At 42.8% G+C, this 17,157-nt stretch carries 15 protein-coding genes and 1 pseudogene; 10 read left to right on the forward strand and 6 right to left on the reverse strand.

What is annotated here, in order from left to right:
- Positions 1–29: 29 nt before the first annotated feature.
- Together AC0YOD_RS13080 and AC0YOD_RS13085 are read left to right on the forward strand one after the other, a co-directional pair.
- Positions 30–775: pseudogene (locus AC0YOD_RS13080) on the forward strand (FecCD family ABC transporter permease).
- Positions 772–1,782: a FecCD family ABC transporter permease gene (locus AC0YOD_RS13085; protein ID WP_475799733.1), complete on the forward strand. Its 1,011-nt coding sequence runs from the start codon at positions 772–774 to the stop codon at positions 1,780–1,782. Before AC0YOD_RS13080 ends, AC0YOD_RS13085 begins: the two are co-directional and overlap by 4 nt.
- 155 nt (positions 1,783–1,937) lie before the next feature.
- Here AC0YOD_RS13085 and AC0YOD_RS13090 read toward each other — a convergent pair whose 3' ends face one another.
- Positions 1,938–2,753, reverse strand: coding sequence for an AraC family transcriptional regulator (locus AC0YOD_RS13090; protein ID WP_475799734.1), 816 nt, complete (start codon positions 2,751–2,753; stop codon positions 1,938–1,940).
- Between the two features lie 121 nt (positions 2,754–2,874).
- Here AC0YOD_RS13090 and AC0YOD_RS13095 point away from each other — a divergent pair, with 121 nt between their 5' ends.
- Positions 2,875–3,705 carry a phytanoyl-CoA dioxygenase family protein gene (locus AC0YOD_RS13095; protein ID WP_475799735.1) on the forward strand — a complete coding sequence of 277 codons (831 nt, stop codon included), beginning with the start codon at positions 2,875–2,877 and terminating at the stop codon, positions 3,703–3,705.
- Between the two features lie 30 nt (positions 3,706–3,735).
- Here AC0YOD_RS13095 and AC0YOD_RS13100 read toward each other — a convergent pair whose 3' ends face one another.
- The 5 genes from AC0YOD_RS13100 to AC0YOD_RS13120 form a co-directional block, all read right to left on the reverse strand.
- Positions 3,736–4,113, reverse strand: a complete 378-nt coding sequence (locus AC0YOD_RS13100) for a winged helix-turn-helix transcriptional regulator (RefSeq protein WP_475799736.1) — start codon at positions 4,111–4,113, stop codon at positions 3,736–3,738.
- A 163-nt stretch (positions 4,114–4,276) separates the two neighbouring features.
- Positions 4,277–5,125 carry a DUF1349 domain-containing protein gene (locus AC0YOD_RS13105; RefSeq protein WP_475799737.1) on the reverse strand — a complete coding sequence of 283 codons (849 nt, stop codon included), beginning with the start codon at positions 5,123–5,125 and terminating at the stop codon, positions 4,277–4,279.
- A gap of 178 nt (positions 5,126–5,303) precedes the next feature.
- Positions 5,304–6,521 carry a cation:proton antiporter gene (locus AC0YOD_RS13110; protein WP_475799738.1) on the reverse strand — a complete coding sequence of 406 codons (1,218 nt, stop codon included), beginning with the start codon at positions 6,519–6,521 and terminating at the stop codon, positions 5,304–5,306.
- Positions 6,522–6,523: 2 nt separating this feature from the next.
- Positions 6,524–7,015, reverse strand: coding sequence for a cation:proton antiporter regulatory subunit (locus AC0YOD_RS13115; protein WP_475799739.1), 492 nt, complete (start codon positions 7,013–7,015; stop codon positions 6,524–6,526).
- A 375-nt stretch (positions 7,016–7,390) separates the two neighbouring features.
- A complete protein-coding gene (locus tag AC0YOD_RS13120) occupies positions 7,391–7,759 on the reverse strand; it encodes a response regulator (RefSeq protein WP_475799992.1) in 369 nt (122 codons plus the stop codon).
- A gap of 913 nt (positions 7,760–8,672) precedes the next feature.
- On the opposite strand from AC0YOD_RS13120, the gene AC0YOD_RS13125 reads away from it, so the two are divergent.
- From AC0YOD_RS13125 to AC0YOD_RS13155, 7 genes are all read left to right on the forward strand, one after another.
- Positions 8,673–11,210 (forward strand): S-layer homology domain-containing protein, encoded by a 2,538-nt coding sequence (locus AC0YOD_RS13125; protein ID WP_475799740.1) that lies wholly within the window; start codon positions 8,673–8,675, stop codon positions 11,208–11,210.
- A gap of 249 nt (positions 11,211–11,459) precedes the next feature.
- Entirely contained in the window at positions 11,460–11,792 is a 333-nt protein-coding gene (locus AC0YOD_RS13130) for an ArsR/SmtB family transcription factor (RefSeq protein ID WP_475799741.1), read from the forward strand.
- 53 nt (positions 11,793–11,845) lie between these two features.
- On the forward strand, positions 11,846–12,376 hold the full coding sequence (locus AC0YOD_RS13135; RefSeq protein WP_475799742.1) for an SRPBCC domain-containing protein: 531 nt from the start codon (positions 11,846–11,848) through the stop codon (positions 12,374–12,376).
- A 181-nt stretch (positions 12,377–12,557) separates the two neighbouring features.
- The gene (locus AC0YOD_RS13140) at positions 12,558–12,752 is read left to right on the forward strand and encodes a DUF2188 domain-containing protein (protein ID WP_475799743.1); all 195 of its coding nucleotides are present in this window, start codon (positions 12,558–12,560) and stop codon (positions 12,750–12,752) included.
- Positions 12,753–13,217: 465 nt separating this feature from the next.
- Entirely contained in the window at positions 13,218–14,375 is a 1,158-nt protein-coding gene (locus tag AC0YOD_RS13145) for an ROK family transcriptional regulator (RefSeq protein WP_475799744.1), read from the forward strand.
- A 28-nt stretch (positions 14,376–14,403) separates the two neighbouring features.
- A complete protein-coding gene (locus AC0YOD_RS13150; RefSeq protein WP_475799745.1) occupies positions 14,404–15,408 on the forward strand; it encodes an asparaginase in 1,005 nt (334 codons plus the stop codon).
- Positions 15,409–15,499: 91 nt separating this feature from the next.
- The gene (locus tag AC0YOD_RS13155; protein WP_475799746.1) at positions 15,500–17,113 is read left to right on the forward strand and encodes a glutathione ABC transporter substrate-binding protein; all 1,614 of its coding nucleotides are present in this window, start codon (positions 15,500–15,502) and stop codon (positions 17,111–17,113) included.
- Positions 17,114–17,157: the final 44 nt, after the last annotated feature.

Below are 17,157 nucleotides of genomic sequence, written 5' to 3' on the forward strand. Positions count from 1 at the left end.
TCATCGATGGACTTCTAGGTCAGTAACAGATGAAAAATCGATCTCTAACGTTTACGTTGTCTATGATTGGATTATTAGGTCTACTTTTTATAACCTTTATCGTCTCCATTATTTGGGGAGCTAGAGATATCTCCGTTATAAACGTGTTGCGAGCATTATTTACGAATCAAGTAAATGATCAAATCCTAATCATTAGAGAGATACGATTGCCAAGAGAGCGCGATTAGTGCTGGCTGGGTCTGCTGTATCCGCTTTTCTATATGCCATTTCTCAGGGTGTTGCCATTCAATTTCGAGTATCAAAAGATGTATCGATGTGGACTTCAGGGGGATTTGTCGGCAGTAGCTGGGATCAATTATCGCTGTTAATTCCTATCGTCGTTATTGGTATCCTGTTTGCTATCTTGTTATCCAAACAAGTTACGATTTTAAGTTTAAGCGAGGAAGTGGCGACAGGACTTGGTCAAAATACGCTAATAATCAAAGTCTTTTTATTTATCCTCATTGTGTTGCTTGCGGGTGTCTCTGTCGCATTAGCGGGAAATCTCATTTTTGTCGGTCTTATGGTTCCGCATATGGCTAGGAAACTGGTTGGTATTGATTATAAACATGTCATTCCGATTTCGGCTATTTTGGGAGCTATATTTATGCTAGGAGCAGACACCTTTGCGCGAGTCATTAACTCTCCTTTTGAAACCTCAGTAGCGGCAATCGTTGCTGTACTTGGTATTCCTTTCTTCCTATTTATTGTGAATAAAGGAGGTAAGGGAGTATGATTTTAACACGTTTAATGAAAAGAAAACTAGGCTGGACTATTCTCTCCCTGGTAATCTTAATCATCCTTACATTCGTTTTGGCTGCGGCTGTTGGGCATGCCTCATTATCTTTCAATAGGTTATTGCCTACGATAATGGGTGAGGGGACGGTTAAGGAACATAAAATCCTGTTCTCTATTCGATTACCGCGAATGATTATTACGCTATTAGCAGGAATGGCCTTGGCACTATCAGGTGCTATTTTGCAAAGTATTACGAGAAATGAGCTTGCAGATCCTGGCTTGCTTGGTATTAATGCTGGAGCAGGTGTGGGAATTGCACTGTACTTCTTATTTGCGCCTGTGGGAGAGAAATATGCATATATTTTTCCGGTCGTTGCATTAATTGGAGGGCTTGCAACCGCGGCTATTATTTATCTTTTTTCCTATCAGCGAAAGGTTGGCTTTAAACCATTCAATCTTGTTTTGACAGGTGTAGGATTCTCAATGGCACTGTCTGGATTAATGATCATTTTAATTTCATCAGCAGACCGTGAGAAGGTCCAATTTATTAGCAAATGGTTGGCGGGGAATATATGGGGAGCAGACTGGCCGTATATTATAGCGCTGCTGCCGTGGCTAATCATTATCGTACCTTTTGTTTTTTATAAAATGAATACGCTGAATGTGATTAGTTTAGATGAGCCTGTCTCATTGGGTCTAGGAGCCAACTTGCAAAGAGAAAGACTGCTGTTAATTATTGCTGCGGTAGCTTTAGCGGCAGCGGCAGTATCGGTAACAGGTGGAATATCCTTCATTGGTTTGATGGCTCCGCATATTGCAAAGCGGCTTGTCGGTCCCAAATCGCAAAGCTTTATTCCGGTATCGATCTTACTGGGTGGTTGGCTATTATTAATTGCAGACTTCATCGGAAAAAATGTTGCCTATCCAGATGGATTGCCGGCAGGTGTCGTTGTTGCGCTAATAGGAGCTCCTTACTTTGTATTTTTGCTTTCTCGTTCGAAATAAGAGAGTATGGCTATGGAATCTAGTTATAGCAGAATATATGCATGCTCAAGCGGAAGTCTAGGACGTTAGTTATCGTCCAAGGCTGCCGCTTTTTTTGTGAACAAATCTGTCTTCAGCTGCATTTTTTAACTGTAGATAATGGGAGGAAACGCTCGCTAATCTAGTGCAATACTGTGCCGATAAGCACGGGGAGATACATCATATCGTTTTTTAAACAGTTTGGAGAAATGAAATTCATCATAAAATTGAAGAGCGACGGCGATTTCTTTCACCGATGAGTTTGTCGTCTCAAGAGCAGCTTTCGCTGAAGCGAGTTTAAGCTCTAGCATATAGTGACTGGGCGACATGCCGGTCCTCGATCGGAAACGATTGAAAAAAACGGTACGTGACAAACCGCTTAGCTGAACCCAGTAATCTACTGCTATGGTTTGACCGATGCTCTTGTGCATTTGATATAAAATTTCATCAAGTTCGGGGTGGCGGCTTGGGCTGCTGGCAAATTGCTCTCTTGCGAAGAGCAGGAGCAGCTCTTGAATGACGAGATGGATGGTGTATCCGTAACCTTTCGGATGGACGATGAGACTATCGATTAATCGTTCGCACAAGCGGGCTGCTTCTGGCATTTTAGCGGTGGATACCGGTTGACCAACGGGCAGATCCAATTGAAGCGCCATGTCCAGCGTGTCGAAATCCACAAAGTAGAACTTCCAATCTCCACCCAAGCACTGGTAGGCGTTAGGCTCGTTTTTCGGGACTATCATATAGGTTCCAGCATCAAGCTCGTACCTGCTTCCCCCCAGAGAAATGATTCCTTTCCCCTCAAAAGTAACAAACATCCCAGGAGCAGAAAAGCCATTTGGTTTGGAAACCTGATAGGTGTCGTTCGCATTTACTTTCCAAATCGATTTGAAGCGGCATGGAGAAATCGATTGATGCTCATCCAGCTCATAAGGAATATCCATATATGACATCGTACACAACCCTTTCTTGGAATTCAGTACGATTATACATGTTTTAGTGAAGGTATTCCATGGCGGGGAGAGGGGACTTTTTATAGAATTAGCTTATCAAAGCTTAAAAGGAGTGTTTCAGATGCTGCTCAAAGTAGGCAACCGCCAATTGGAACTCGGAGGACCGCATTTAACGGAATTAAGGGATTCTAATGATATTTTACATGATGATAATGCTCTAAGGAATCGGATTGCAGAAGATGGTTACTTGCTTATTCGCGGTTTTCATGATCGGGAGCAAGTGCTCAAGGCACGTCGAAGTATTTTGGAGAAGATGGATAAGATGGGCAAGCTGGAAAGGGACACACTGCTTGAGGATGGCATTATGGCGGATGGCAGTAAAACAATTTTTATGGGAGGTACGAATGAGGATCTGCCTGAGCTGCTTAGTGTGCTGAATGGGGAGCATATCATGGATTTCTTCAATAAGCTCCTTGGTGAGCAATCGCTCACTTACCGCTACAAGTGGCTTCGCGCTGTTGGGAAAGGTGATTTTACTGGCGCTCATTACGACATCGTATATATGGGCCGCGGCACACATAACCTATATACCGTATGGTCTCCAATTGGTGACGTAAACTATGCGATGGGTGGTCTAGCTATATGTCTAGATTCACATAACTTCGAGGAATTGAAGAAATCGTACGGCTCCAAAGACGCGGATCGCGATGACATCGGTGTCGGTCACTATACGGACGATCCGCTCATCATTACGGAGAGATTTGGTGGAAAATGGGCGACAACAGAGTTCGAAGCGGGCGATGTGCTGATTTTCGGGATGTTCCTGATGCACTGCTCACTGGAAAATACGACAAACCAATATCGGCTCAGCGTGGATACGAGATACCAGTCGTCCTTGGAGAAAGTAGACGAACGTTGGAGCGGCAAAAAACCGCGTGGTCACCATAAGTAGTAAAGAGAACCACTCCCATAAGCCAATGAATCATTTAAATACCGTTGCGTTACCGGATGAAGCAAGCGGCAGGGAGGAATCCTGACAGGATTGTGACTGAAGCTGCTCGCCCCACTCATAGAGGTTCTGTAAAATAGGGATACATTTCTCGCCCATAGGCGTTAAATAATATTCGACCCGTGGAGGGTTCTCAGCAAAGTCTTCTCTCCTGATGATTCCATCTGCCTCTAATTCCTTCAATTGCTGCGTCATTACTTTCTTACTGACTCTAGGCATCAAGCGAAGCAGTTCATTATACCTTCGCGTTCTATACTGCAAATACCATATAATGAGGATTTTCCATTTGCCCTTCATCATATCTATCGCAAATTCCACCGGACATTTGGAGTAGTCATTCTCCATAGACATGTAAACACCCTCCCATTAACCCAATAGACCTATTTTACTTAAAATATCTATTATATGGAAGTGTTTGTAACGGCAAAAAGACAGTTAAACGATCATTCGTTTAACTGTCTTAAATATAGTTAATCGTTTTTACGCTTATCTTTCCAGTGACGAAACAATGAGACTATGAAGCGACTAATGCAGTTTTCCAGTCTTCTTCCGTTGCCGTTTTTTGTGCTGCCTTTTCCTGCATTTCCTTCGAAAGGACAGGGCGATTAAAATGAATATAGTCAATTTCAATCGTATGATCCGGCTCACCATTTAAGTTAGTAAGGACACAAACACCGACCTGCAGTTCTTCGGGCAAGTCTTTGCGTTCATTCATGGATGCCAGCTGCCATTCTCCCTGATCATCTTCTTTATAAAGCTTCACGATTTGGGTACCCACACGCGCCATGCGTAGGATGATCCACTCTGAGTTGACTTCTTTTATTCGAAAGCTAGAGCTGCTGTTAACCGTTGTCTTAAAGTCAAGGATGCGTTTGTTGCCTTCACCGCCCGTACTGTGATATTCCCAATTTTCCTTCGTTGGAGGCACAACCTCGCCATCGACCAAACTAGGCGATCGAGCCATCAGCCCTGCAAGATCGAAAGCACCAGTAGGGATGGATGAGGTTTTACCATTTACCTTGACTCGCATCGTAACTGTAAAATCACCTTTAATCTTTTTATAGGACAAGTGACCGGTATTTCGGCTATACCAGGAGCCTGCTGCCGGTTCGATATAGAGTGAGCCTTCTCTCGTTTGGTTAATATCCATGCTTGTAATAAATGGACCTTCATTTCGAATATTTGAGACATCGTTTGCAGTAAGCCAGTGTCCCAGCGTGCTGGTATCATTGAATTCATCACTTAAAGCAGCCAAATCATCTAGCTGATCGGGCTTTGCACCTGCGTTACTGCTGCAACCGTTCATTAACCATATGCAGCATATTACAGCTAGAGCAATAGCTATTCGTTTATTATATCTCAAGTTATGATCCTCCTATGAAATGGGCGTCTTCATGCATTCATCATAAGCAAATCCATTAATGGCAACAAGAAGGCACTTTTAGGTAACCTGCGGCGCATATCCTTATAAACGACAAAAAGCCTACCCTCTCGCTCAGACAACGACGAGTAAGGGGGAAGGCTTTTTTGCAGATGCCATTTCATTCCGATGCTTTATCAGGTTTCTTCTTACGATCGAATCGAAAAATCTTGTTCAAGCCCATATAGACGAGCTTAGATTCCTTCGTCAGCAATGGTCCTAATATCGCTAATATGAGCACATATAGTGCTGCGAAAGGCTGGAGCAGCTCAAGCAAGCCGCCGGTCTTGCCAAGATTGGCCATGATAATGGAGAACTCGCCGCGTGAGACGATCGTTAATCCGATATTGGCTGAAGCTTTGGGTGAGAGACCTGCGCTTTTTCCAGCGAGCATGCCAGCGAGAAAATTGCCGAACAACGTGATGGCAACGGCACCAAGCGACAGCCATACTGCCCCACCGAGTGCGAGGGGATCGATCGTCAAACCGAAGCTGAAGAAAAAGACGGCTCCAAAAAAGTCGCGGAACGGTAATATGAGGTGCTCGATGCGCTTCATATGCTCTGTCTCTGCTAGAACAAGCCCGACAAGAAGCGCGCCGATTGCTTCAGCGACATGAATGGTTTCGGCAAAGCCGGCAACGACGAACAAGAAGCCGAATACGAGCAGCAGAAACAATTCATTAGAGCGAATGTTGAATATTTTGTTCAACAAGGGTACGGCTTTGCGTCCGATAATAAGAAACAGAAGCATGAAGCCGAGAGCGTACAGAGCGGATAGCATAACGCCTCCTAAGGAGGTTGCGCCGCTAAGTACGAGTCCGGATAGGATGGAGATATAGACGGCAAGAAAAATGTCCTCGAACATGATGATGCCGAGTATCATCTCTGTTTCCGGATTGGCTGTCCGTTTCAAATCGACGAGTACCTTCGCCACGATGGCACTGGAGGATATCGTTGTAATCCCGGCCATGATCAGCACTTCCTCTAAAGGGAAATTGGTTGCCCAACCATAAGCTAATCCGAGTGAGAAGTTAATAACGATATAGATAGTACCGCCTATGGCAATCGAACGGCCAGACTTCATTAGACGGCCAACAGAAAATTCTAGTCCAAGGTAGAACAGCAGAAATAAGACGCCAAGCCTGCCTAGGAAAGCAATGAAAGGCGCACTTTCAATAAAGCGAAAATCAAAGGCTCCGATTTTTATCGAATGAGGTCCAACCGCCATCCCAATTAGGATATAGAATGGGATAACCGAAAAACGCACCCTTGCAGCAAGCAAACCAACTAAGGCAATTAGAATGACAGCGAGACCAATCTCTAATACCACATGGTCCATTGTTATTCACTCCCAGTTGCAAGTAGCTGCTTAAGCAGCTTAAGATGCTTGCGCTCACCCGCAACTATAAGTGTGGTATCGGCTTTGAAGACATAATCGGGTCCAGGATTAATATGCTTCGCATCTTTCTCGACAGCAGCAATAATAATAGTGCCAGTACGTTGGCGAAAATCCACTTGGCTAATCGATTTGCCGACACAAAGGGAAGCAGGCTCGACTTTGTACCATTCGATTGTTAGATCATCAATGGCGATTTCAATGGTTTCAAGCGCTTTCGGCTTATATGTCATTCCTCCGATAATAGCCGCGACTTGACGTGCTTCATCATCCTCCAAGGAAACCATGGAGACACTGTCATCCGGATCGTCGTAATCGAAATGAAACAGTTCACGCCTTCCGTCATCGTGAATGACAATGACCAGCTTGTCGCCGCCTTTCGTCTGAATCTGATATTTACGTCCAATGCCCGGTAAATCTGATTCTCTAATATTCATTTTTTTGCCACTCCTGTTCTTATGTCTGCTTGGAAAATAAAAATTACATTAGTCTGTAAATTGTCGAAAAGTTCCAAGCATAGTATCACCTTCTTTTTTTGTTTTATTATGAGTTCAAGGTTATATGCAAAATGAATAGACGGAAGGGAGGACATCCATGTTGGTAACGCTTTTCACAGTACTGCTGCTCAAGATCGTTTCATTGGCTAAATTACTGGTTGGATGGTCATTATTCATATAAAACAGAGGTGGAAGCGATTGATAAGGATCAGTCGCTTCCACCTCTGTTTCTACGGTAAATTCAACGGTTGTTTTAGGCCAAATGAGGACCGTCGTGTTACATCCTTCTTCCTCTTTCTCTGACGTTGGATAGGATTAATATTTGCTAATATTTAGAGCGGAGTGGACAAAATCCTGAATTTCATCTATATCGAAAGGTTTGGAGAAATAGGTAAGTGCACCATGCTCGTAAATTTCATTCAACAAGTTCAATTCAGGATATGCAGTTATGAAAATGACTTTAATAGTAGGATCAATCCGTCTAACTCTTTTTTGAATTTCAATACCATCCATTTCAGGGATCTTCAAGTCCAGTATGATTAAATCCGGTGAATGCAGTCGGACAATCTCTAAGGCATCCATTCCGTTCTTTGCTTGAAAAGTATGATAGCCGCTATTGGTAAATGCTTCGTCTAGTATTACGCGTATGCCCTTTTGATCATCTACGATCAAAATTTTCGAAATAGTTATTAAACGCTGGCTGACTGGAGTTTCCTGGTCATAAACTGGCGCGGGTTTCACACCTGACGAAGTAGCAGCATAGGGTTGTATCTTCGTTGGTACCACGCGACTGGTCAGAGTAACGGACTTTGTTTCAACGACTTTTTTTAGTTCTACTTTGGCATGGGAAGGGGTAGAAACGCTTTTCTTAAGCGAATTCGATATTAGAAGCTTAATCAATACCGGCCAGTAGATAGGGGTCATCCAAGCGTATACTCTTATCATTTTTGGACCCCACGCCTCATAAAAGATTAAGAAATTAAAAGCAGTAGACAACAAATAGACGATGATGGGACTCCAAATCCCGCCATTGGCAAAGGTTGCGGAATAGGTTTGAATAATAACCGCTAATAGAAAGGCGGGCTCTGCGAAAAAACGATATTTTCTCAAGGCGCACATGATAACAAAGATAATACTAAAGCTAAACCAGCCCATATGTACGGTGTCGACATTGGGAATGACATTGTGGTACGCAAAAAAACGCAAGATAAAGAAATAGGAAATACATGTGATGATCCATCCGACGCTTTCTTCTGACAAATCAATCTCTCTATTTGTTTGGCGATAAGCTTGCCTAGCCTCTTCACGAGTCCACTCATCGTTATAAACCGCAATATACCTTTCGTACCAAGACTTTGCCATTCCGTCACCTCATGTTAGTTGCTCAAAAATTCCGATCATCTCGGACTATCGATTCATTCGACATGCAGTAAAAAATTTCCTTCAACCTCTCGTTAGTCTCATTAATATTTCAGCTTCTTAAGTACAGTGAGAGATTAGTGTTTACAAATAATAAATATAATTCGAGATAGGAATTAACAATCAACACATACAATTAACCTATTACAAAATGAACATTAAGGGAGAATACTATCGAATGAAAAACAAAATGAAATCCTTTATTGGGACATCGCTAGCTGTATTCATACTGGCCCAGAGTTTCGGGACGGTGTCTGCAGCAGCAGTAAGCTCTTCCGCCGAAGCAGGAAGATGGATGTCGGGTGAATACCATGCGCATACGATTCAGTCGAGCGATGCCTCCGAGTCCTTCATGAAACTAGAAAATGTATTAAACGCTGGCTTCCGTGAAAATGTAGACACTTTGCCTAAAGAATCAGAAGCAGCCCTATCATATGGAGAAGCATTTGATTTTTTGGTGTTAACTGATCATTTAAGAAACTCACCGCGTGATCCTGAAGGTAATGAGAAAAGCACTGCTCGTTGGGGAGCTATACAAGATCAGCAAGAAGCAATAGAGAAGCTTCAGAATTCCGGAAAATATAAAGGGAAACTTATTTATTCAGGATTTGAATGGGATATGATGGGGTTGGATCACGCTTCAGTTGGTATTGTCGATTCTAAGAGCGACGAGGTACCAACAGAGGCTATCCGTCAGTTTGAATATTTATATAGCTATGATACTTCTGGTGATAGATTTACTTCTAATGAAAGTCAATTATGGGGAGAAAGACAGTCTCAAGCAGCCATTAAAGCGGACAAGAACAAGGTCTATGAAGCGATTAATTGGTTAAACAAAAATTATCCTGAGAGTTTTGTTCTTCCTAACCATCCATCCAGACATAACGGGGATAGCAGTGGTGTCGTTACAATTAAAGATCTTCGATTGATGAATGATGCCGCTCCTGAAATTGTATTTGGCATGGAAGGTATGCCTGGTAATCAAATGGCTGCTGGTGGAAATAGATCCGAATTAACGGATATATATGGCGGGGCTGACGTAATGATTGCTCAAGTCGGCGGTGTGTGGGATGCATTGCTTGGAGAAGGTCGTCACTTCTGGAACTTCACCAACTCCGATTTTCATTTCAAAGTAAGCAGCAATAGAAATTACTCTAGCGGTTACTGGCCAAGTGAATACGCAAGAAACTATGTATGGGTTGAGGGGGATACTTTCCATGACGTTGTAGACGGCATGCGTTCAGGTAAATCTTTTTCCGTATATGGCAATCTCATTAATGCACTTGATTTTAACATTAATCATAACGCTAACCAAGCAGATATGGGCGAAGAATTACAAGTTACGGAAGGCGATCTGACTACGATAAATATTCGTTTTAAGAGCCCGGAATACAATAACTATACGCCAATAAGTGATCATGAGTCATCCGTTACCAACCAAGTTAAAGTAGATCATATTGACCTTATCTCTGGTGAGGTTGCTGGTAAGGTAGATGAAAGTGAATACGCTACTCGTACAACAAATGACACATCTAAAGTTGTTGCTCGCTTCACTGAGAAAGATTGGGGAGAAGCAGATGAAGAAGGCTATTATACGATTTCTTACACAGTTCCTGCTGATGAAAACCGTTATTATCGCTTGCGTGGGACAAACCTTGGTGTAGATGTTGCAGGATTTACGGTTAATGGCGATCCTGTGAAGGATGAGTCTTTCAGTGAAGTAACGGATAACGAAGAACGTTTCAATCTACTTAATGATCGTAACTATACAAGCATGTGGTTCTACTCAAACCCAGTGTTTGTTGATGTTGCAGCGTATAATGATGAGCAAGCAGTTGCCGATACTGTTGCATTTGTAACTGGGAAATTAGGTGACATGAGTTCCATTACATCAGATTTCACACTTCCTCTAGCAGGGTTACATGGTACTGCTATTGAGTGGAAAAGTAGCGATGAAAGTATTGTTATTCAAAATGATTCGGCAAAAGTAACGCGTCCATCTGCAAGCAAAGGTAATGTTGATGTAGTACTAAGCGCTGCTATCTCTCGCGGAAATAAGAGTGTTGTACAATCTTATATCGTTACTGTAAAAGCGGAGCCTTCAAATACAGGTACGCCAGAAATCCCTGAAGAACCTATTCAACCGCCAACAAAACCAACTATTTCGCTTACCGATATTGAAGATCATTGGGCAAATGCTTCGATTCAATTCGTATTAAATAAAGGATTGTTTTTCGGTACATCCAAAACAACCTTTAGTCCAAATGATTCTATGACACGCGGTATGTTAGTGACTGTCATCCACCGCTTAGCTGGTGAAACAAAAGGAGAATCACAGCATTTCCAAGATGTCAGTAAGAATTCTTATTATAGTGATGCTATAGCTTGGGCGAAAAGCAATGGTATTGTAAATGGTGTTAATGAAACTAATTTTGCTCCAAATCAATCTATTACTCGTGAACAATTTGCAGTCATCTTATACAACTACGCTAAGACATTGGGATTAAATACTGCGATTGATCAGGATACTTTGACCTTTACAGATGCAGACCAAGTTGCAGCCTGGGCTTCCGACGCAATGAAATGGTCAGTAAATAATCAATTATTTCAAGGGGCAAATAACAATTTGCTCAATCCATCAGGGCTGCTTACTCGTGCTGAGGCAGCAACGATTATAGAACGATTTGTTAATCATTTCAAAGTTGGAACAAAATAGAATGGTTTAATCGGTATAAAGGGAATCAATGTATATGTTGGTTCCTTTTTTTTGTTTGCTTAAACCGGAAACCGATTGTATTCAACAATAAGAAAATCATTGAATATTCCTTTATGGGAATATTCTTGTTATGGTATATTAAATCCAACAAAGGGAAATACAAAGAGGGAGGCACTGTAGAGTCCATAATATGATGTTCGTCTTAAGCGAAGGACGAATTAAATAATTGAAGCGAGTGGATGATTTCTTATGAATGCTAACGTTATGAGTGCTTTAGCTGAGCCTAACCGTCTGCAGATTGTTGAGCTGCTGCGCGAGAATCCCCTAACCGTTGGGGAGATCGCCGAAAGGCTCCAGCTACGTCAACCTCAAGCGTCCAAGCATTTGCGCGTCCTTAGTGAGGCTGGCATTATTGAGGTACAGGCGGTTGCTAACCGGCGGATTTGCAAGCTGCGGCCCGATCCGTTTAAGGAATTGGATGCTTGGTTGGAGTCGTACCGACGTATGTGGGAGCAACGTTACGATCGCCTAGATGATTATCTACAGGAGTTGCAAAGCAAGGAGATAGGAAAGCAAGAGTAGTGGCAGCTAAAACCGGTTTGATGATGCAAACAAATATGAGGAGGAAACATTAAATGACAAATTCTAACCTTTCTAACCAAATGGTAACTACAGTTGAAGGCAGCACACTTGTATTGGAGCGTATTTTCCAAGCGCCGCGCGAGCTTGTATTCAAGGCATTTTCGGAAGCGGAGCATTTGAAGCATTGGTGGGGGCCGAAAGGCTGGACCATTCCTGTATGCAACATTGACTTCCGTCCGGGAGGTATTTGGCATTATTGCATGAAGTGCGAGGATAAGAACCAAGGTGACTTCTATGGCATGGAGTCATGGGGTAAGGGACTCTATCACGAAATTATGGTTCCATCGCAAATCGTCTATACGGATGCTTTCTCTGATGCAGAAGGTAATGTTGCGGAAAATATGCCTCAAACGCTGGTTACACTCGACTTCGTGGAGCTAGAGGGTAAGACGAAGTTGGTTAACACTGCGAAATACGCATCGCCAGAAGCGCTGCAAACGGTGCTCGATATGGGGATGATCCAAGGTATGTCTGAAACGTTGGATAACCTGGATGTTCATCTTGAGAATATGAAAAACAGTTAAGGATGAAACGATTAATATAGGATGTAAAATTAAAATGCATCGCCACAAGAGTCATACCTCTTGGGCGATGTGTTTTTTAGTTGTTTAATCTGAAGGACATCATGGGTAATAGATATTAGATTTTTGCAGAGGATGCAAGCAGTGAAAGCTCCAGACTTCATTTCGAGAGGAGGGCTGTACGATGCCGTGGACAAAAGATGATTACCCGGAATCTCTCAAAAACTTTATGGCTCCGGTTCGCAACAAGGCCATCGAAATTGCCAATGCTTTGCTGGAGGATGGCTATGAAGAGGGCAGAGCTATTGCGATTGCAACGTCTCAGGCAAAGGAATGGGGCGAGAACCGAGATAAGCAGATCCGCAAAAAGAACACGTAGGCAGGAGCTAACCTACAACAAAAAATCGCTTTCGATCAAATCGTCTCATAGAGTCGATGGATCGAAAGCGATTTTTTTGTTATCAAATGTTGGAAAAGAGTTTTATTCTTGATTTGATTTAACGTTGAATCAGCTCCAAGAAATAAATATCTATGAAAGCGACATCATTAGATGGAGGCGTCAAGAATCGTTACGCCCACTTTATGTTAGGTATGTGTCATGTAGAACATCTTTTAATTCGAATAATTCCGAGTTAATCGCTTTCATTTGTGAAAATAAAAAATATAAAGGCAATCATGTCATTGATATTGACACGATAACGTTGACCATTTATTATTATAACCAGCAGTGGAGAAACTAAACCGAAAATGAATAAAAAAGTAGTGAAATCAGATTAGCATGGGTTATTAACAGTGGAAAATATATGTATTTAATTCAGTGGAGAAAAAAATAGGAGAGACGTCCGTGAAAAAGCATGATCAGGATTTTATGAAGAGGCAAAACCGTCTTACCGTTTTTGAAATTATTAAAAACCATCATCCCATTTCTCGTGCTTCTATTGCTAAACGGACGGGCATGAGTCCGACAACAGTTAGCAGAATTGTCGGTGAATTGACGGAACAAGGCTATCTACTGAATTCCGATCAAGTATCGGCTGGCTTAGGAAGGAAGTCGACTCTTCTAGGTATGGTTAACGCTTCAGTGTTATCGATAGGCGTTGATCTAGATCGCAGTCTAATGAGTATTGGCATTGTGGATTTGCAAGGCAAGCTTGTTTGCAGCGGTAAGTATCCCCGAGCAATTGATGAAAGTCCGGAAGCGACATTTGTACGAATTAGTGAAGCGATAGAGCAGCTTCTGCAGCAGCAAGAGCTTGATAGAACAAGTATCGTCGGCATTGGCGTCGGGCTTCCTGGCATCGTAAATAATGAAGAGGGTATCGTCGTCTTCTCCGTTCAGCTTGGATGGAAGAATGTAAAGCTGGCGGAACGATTAAAGGAACTGACCGGATTTGAAATTGCTGTTGATAATGAGCTGAAAGTACGAGCACTTGCCGAACACTTGAAGGGTGCTGCAGTCGGCTCTAAACGTACTGCGCTGCTGGGCTTTGGGCATGGCGTTGGATCTGCAATCATTCTCGAGGGAGAGATTTATCGAGGTGTTATGAATAGTGCCGGTGAAATTGGTCATACGACAGTAGATCCGAGCGGAATGATGTGTGAATGCGGCAAAGCAGGCTGTTTACAGACTTATATCAATATTAGTTCGTTATTGTCGGAAGCGAATCGCATTCGCCCAGTGAACACGATCGAGGAGTTATTTGAGGCAAGGCGTGCTGGAGAGCACTGGGCAATCCATCTCATCGATCGTGCACTCATGTATATGGCCATTACAATTAACAATGTCGTATGCATGTACAATCCTGACAGTGTCATATTGAGTGGAGAGCTTGTTGACAAATTTCCAGATATTCACGATGAAGTTGAGAAGATATATCTCGCACGCTTCATATGGGAACCGCTTCGTGAATCATTTACATACCATCGTTCAATGCTGAACGAGCGGGGCGTAATGATTGGATCGGGATTATTGTCACAAAATCGATTTTTCGCATTGGAGTAAATGTATTACTAACCGGGAGGGCATACAGATGGGATTTACAACACTAGTAGAAGAATATCGCGGCGGCATACTTGAGAATGTACATTACGGTGCAGTTAGTGTAGTGGATGAGAAAGGCAACATTCTGTATAAGGCAGGCAATCCGGAGCATATCACGTATCTGCGCTCTGCGGCCAAACCATTTCAGGCTTTGCCTGTGATGATGCGACGAATCGATGAGGTATATGGATTGACGAGTCAGGAAGCATCTCTCTTCACCGCTTCACATCGAGGAGAGGCCTTTCATATTGAAGCACTGGAATCTATGTTTCAGAAAATGGGATTGAGAGAAGATGCTCTTCACTGCTGCTCAACATACCCTCTCAACGAGGATGCGAAAGCAGATCGTCATCGGGCTAATGAGCCGAAGCGCAAAATCTTCCATAACTGTTCTGGTAAGCATGCAGGATTATTGGGCCTTAGCAAGCATATGGGCTGGGATGAGCAAACCTATTACGAGCCGAGTCATCCTGTTCAACAAGAGATTATCGATATCATGAGTTATATTGCCGAGGTGCCAAAGGAATCCATTCCACAAGGTATTGATGGTTGTGGGTTGCCTATCTTTGCACTTCCTCTTCATAAGATTGCTTATTCCTATCTAAAGCTGGCTTGTCCAGATCTGATCGAGGATATCCAAATACGTAATGCTGCAGCTGTAACCGCAAAGCTAATGAATGATAATCCGGATATGATTGCCGATACGAAGTTCGTATGCTCGGCATTGCTGAAGGACGATAATTTGACAGCTAAGGGCGGGGCAAAAGGAGTGTATGGTATTGGGCTTCGTAAGGAACGAATTGGCATCTCGCTGAAAGTGTCTGACGGATCGGAGCAAGTCTGGCCGTGTATTATCGCATCTATCCTTGAACGTATCGGCTACAGCAATCAAGAGACGATTGATCGCCTGTATGCACTTGTGCCAAACGAGATTGTAAATGACGGTGGTACAGCAGTAGGTGAACGCAGAGCTGTTTTCCAATGGCAAGTCTGATTCTGATTCAAAGGCAAGAATAATCTCCAAGTCGATAACCAATGATTTAGGAGCTGTTCTAATACATCATTTCTATAGGGGAGTGTAGAAGATGAAAGCAAAAGGAAAAGTTTGGTCGATGTTCATGCTGCTGGTTATCATAGCTGTAGTTGCGGCAGGCTGTGGAAAGGCGAACAATGATGGAGGTAAAGGCAATACGGGCGGCAACACCACTGGCAAGACGGAAGAGTCGAGCACGGCAACTAAGAATAATAAAGATATTGTCATTGCTATTAATGCAAATTTTATTACGTTGGATCCGCATAATGCGAGTGATACACATTCCATCAGCGGCGGCAGAACGATGTATGAAGGTTTGATGGGTTTTGATGAAAATATGCAGCTCATTCCTGTGCTTTCTACAAGCCACGAAATAAGCCCAGACGGACTTACTTATACGTTCACTTTGAAAGAGAACGTGAAGTTCCATGATGGCACGGATTTCAATGCAGAGGCTGTAAAAATTAACATTGCACGTATTCAAGACGAGAAAAACAACTTAAGACTGCGTAAAAGCTTTGCTAAAGTTGTAAAAGTAGAAACGCCAGATGCTAAGACAGTTGTTTTTACACTTAGCGAGCCATACAACGCATTTCTAAATAAAGTGGCTATGGCAGGTATTATCAGTCCGAAAGCGCTCGAGGAGAGCGGAGCTGATATTGCGAAGAAGCCAGTAGGTACGGGTCCGTTCAAATTCAAAGAATGGGTTCAAGGTGATCGTCTGGTTGTAGAGAAAAATGCTGACTACTGGCAGCAAGGGCTTCCGAAAGTAGACAGCGTAACATTCAGACCGGTACCAGAGAACGGTTCTCGAATTGCGATGTTGAAGACTGGTGAAGCGGATTTCATCTATCCGATGCCGACTGAGCAAGTGTCTGAGGTTGAAGGTAAAGAAGGTATTTTGATTGATACCATTGATTCAACCATCGTTCGTTATGTGACGTTGAACACGATGAAGAAGCCTTATGATGATGTAAAAGTGCGTCAAGCGATCAATTATGCAATCAACAAAGAAGCATATATTAAAGTTGTAAAATCAGGTCTTGGAGCTAAGCTTGACTCCACTATGTCTTCGAAAACACAGTATTACTCACAACAAACGGGTTACGAGTATGATGTAGCGAAGGCAAAACAGCTGCTTGCTGAAGCAGGTTATCCAGATGGCTTCGAAGCTGAAATCTGGGGCGAGAACGAGTCCGAAACGATTAAAGGTATGCAATTCATTCAACAGCAATTAGCGCTTGTTGGCATTAAGCTGGAAGTGAAATCGATGGAGGGCGGTACGCTTTCTGATCAAATCAACTCCGCTAAAACGCCTGAAGAAGCAAAAATCCAAATGTGGTATGTAAGCTGGTCACCATCTTCAGGTGATGCTGATGGTGCAACAAGAGGTTTGTTCAGCAGTGAAATGTTCCCTCCTGCAGGCTCCAATACGGCTTACTACAAAAATGACAATGTAGACAAATGGATTGCTGAGGCAAATAAATCCATTGATCCAGAAGAAGCAAAAGGTATTTACGCTAACATTCAAAAAACAATTTGGGAAGAAGCACCATGGGCGTTCATGGGCGTTGACCAAATTATCTCAGGCAAAAGATCTTACCTAGAAGGCGTTAAAGTATATCCAGACGGTTCCTTAAATATCCTTAATGCTGAAGTGAAATAATCAACTAGATTCACAATCGTTAGGCTTAGTATCACATGAAATGT

The sequence above is a fragment of the Paenibacillus sp. J31P13 genome (genome assembly GCF_056269295.1).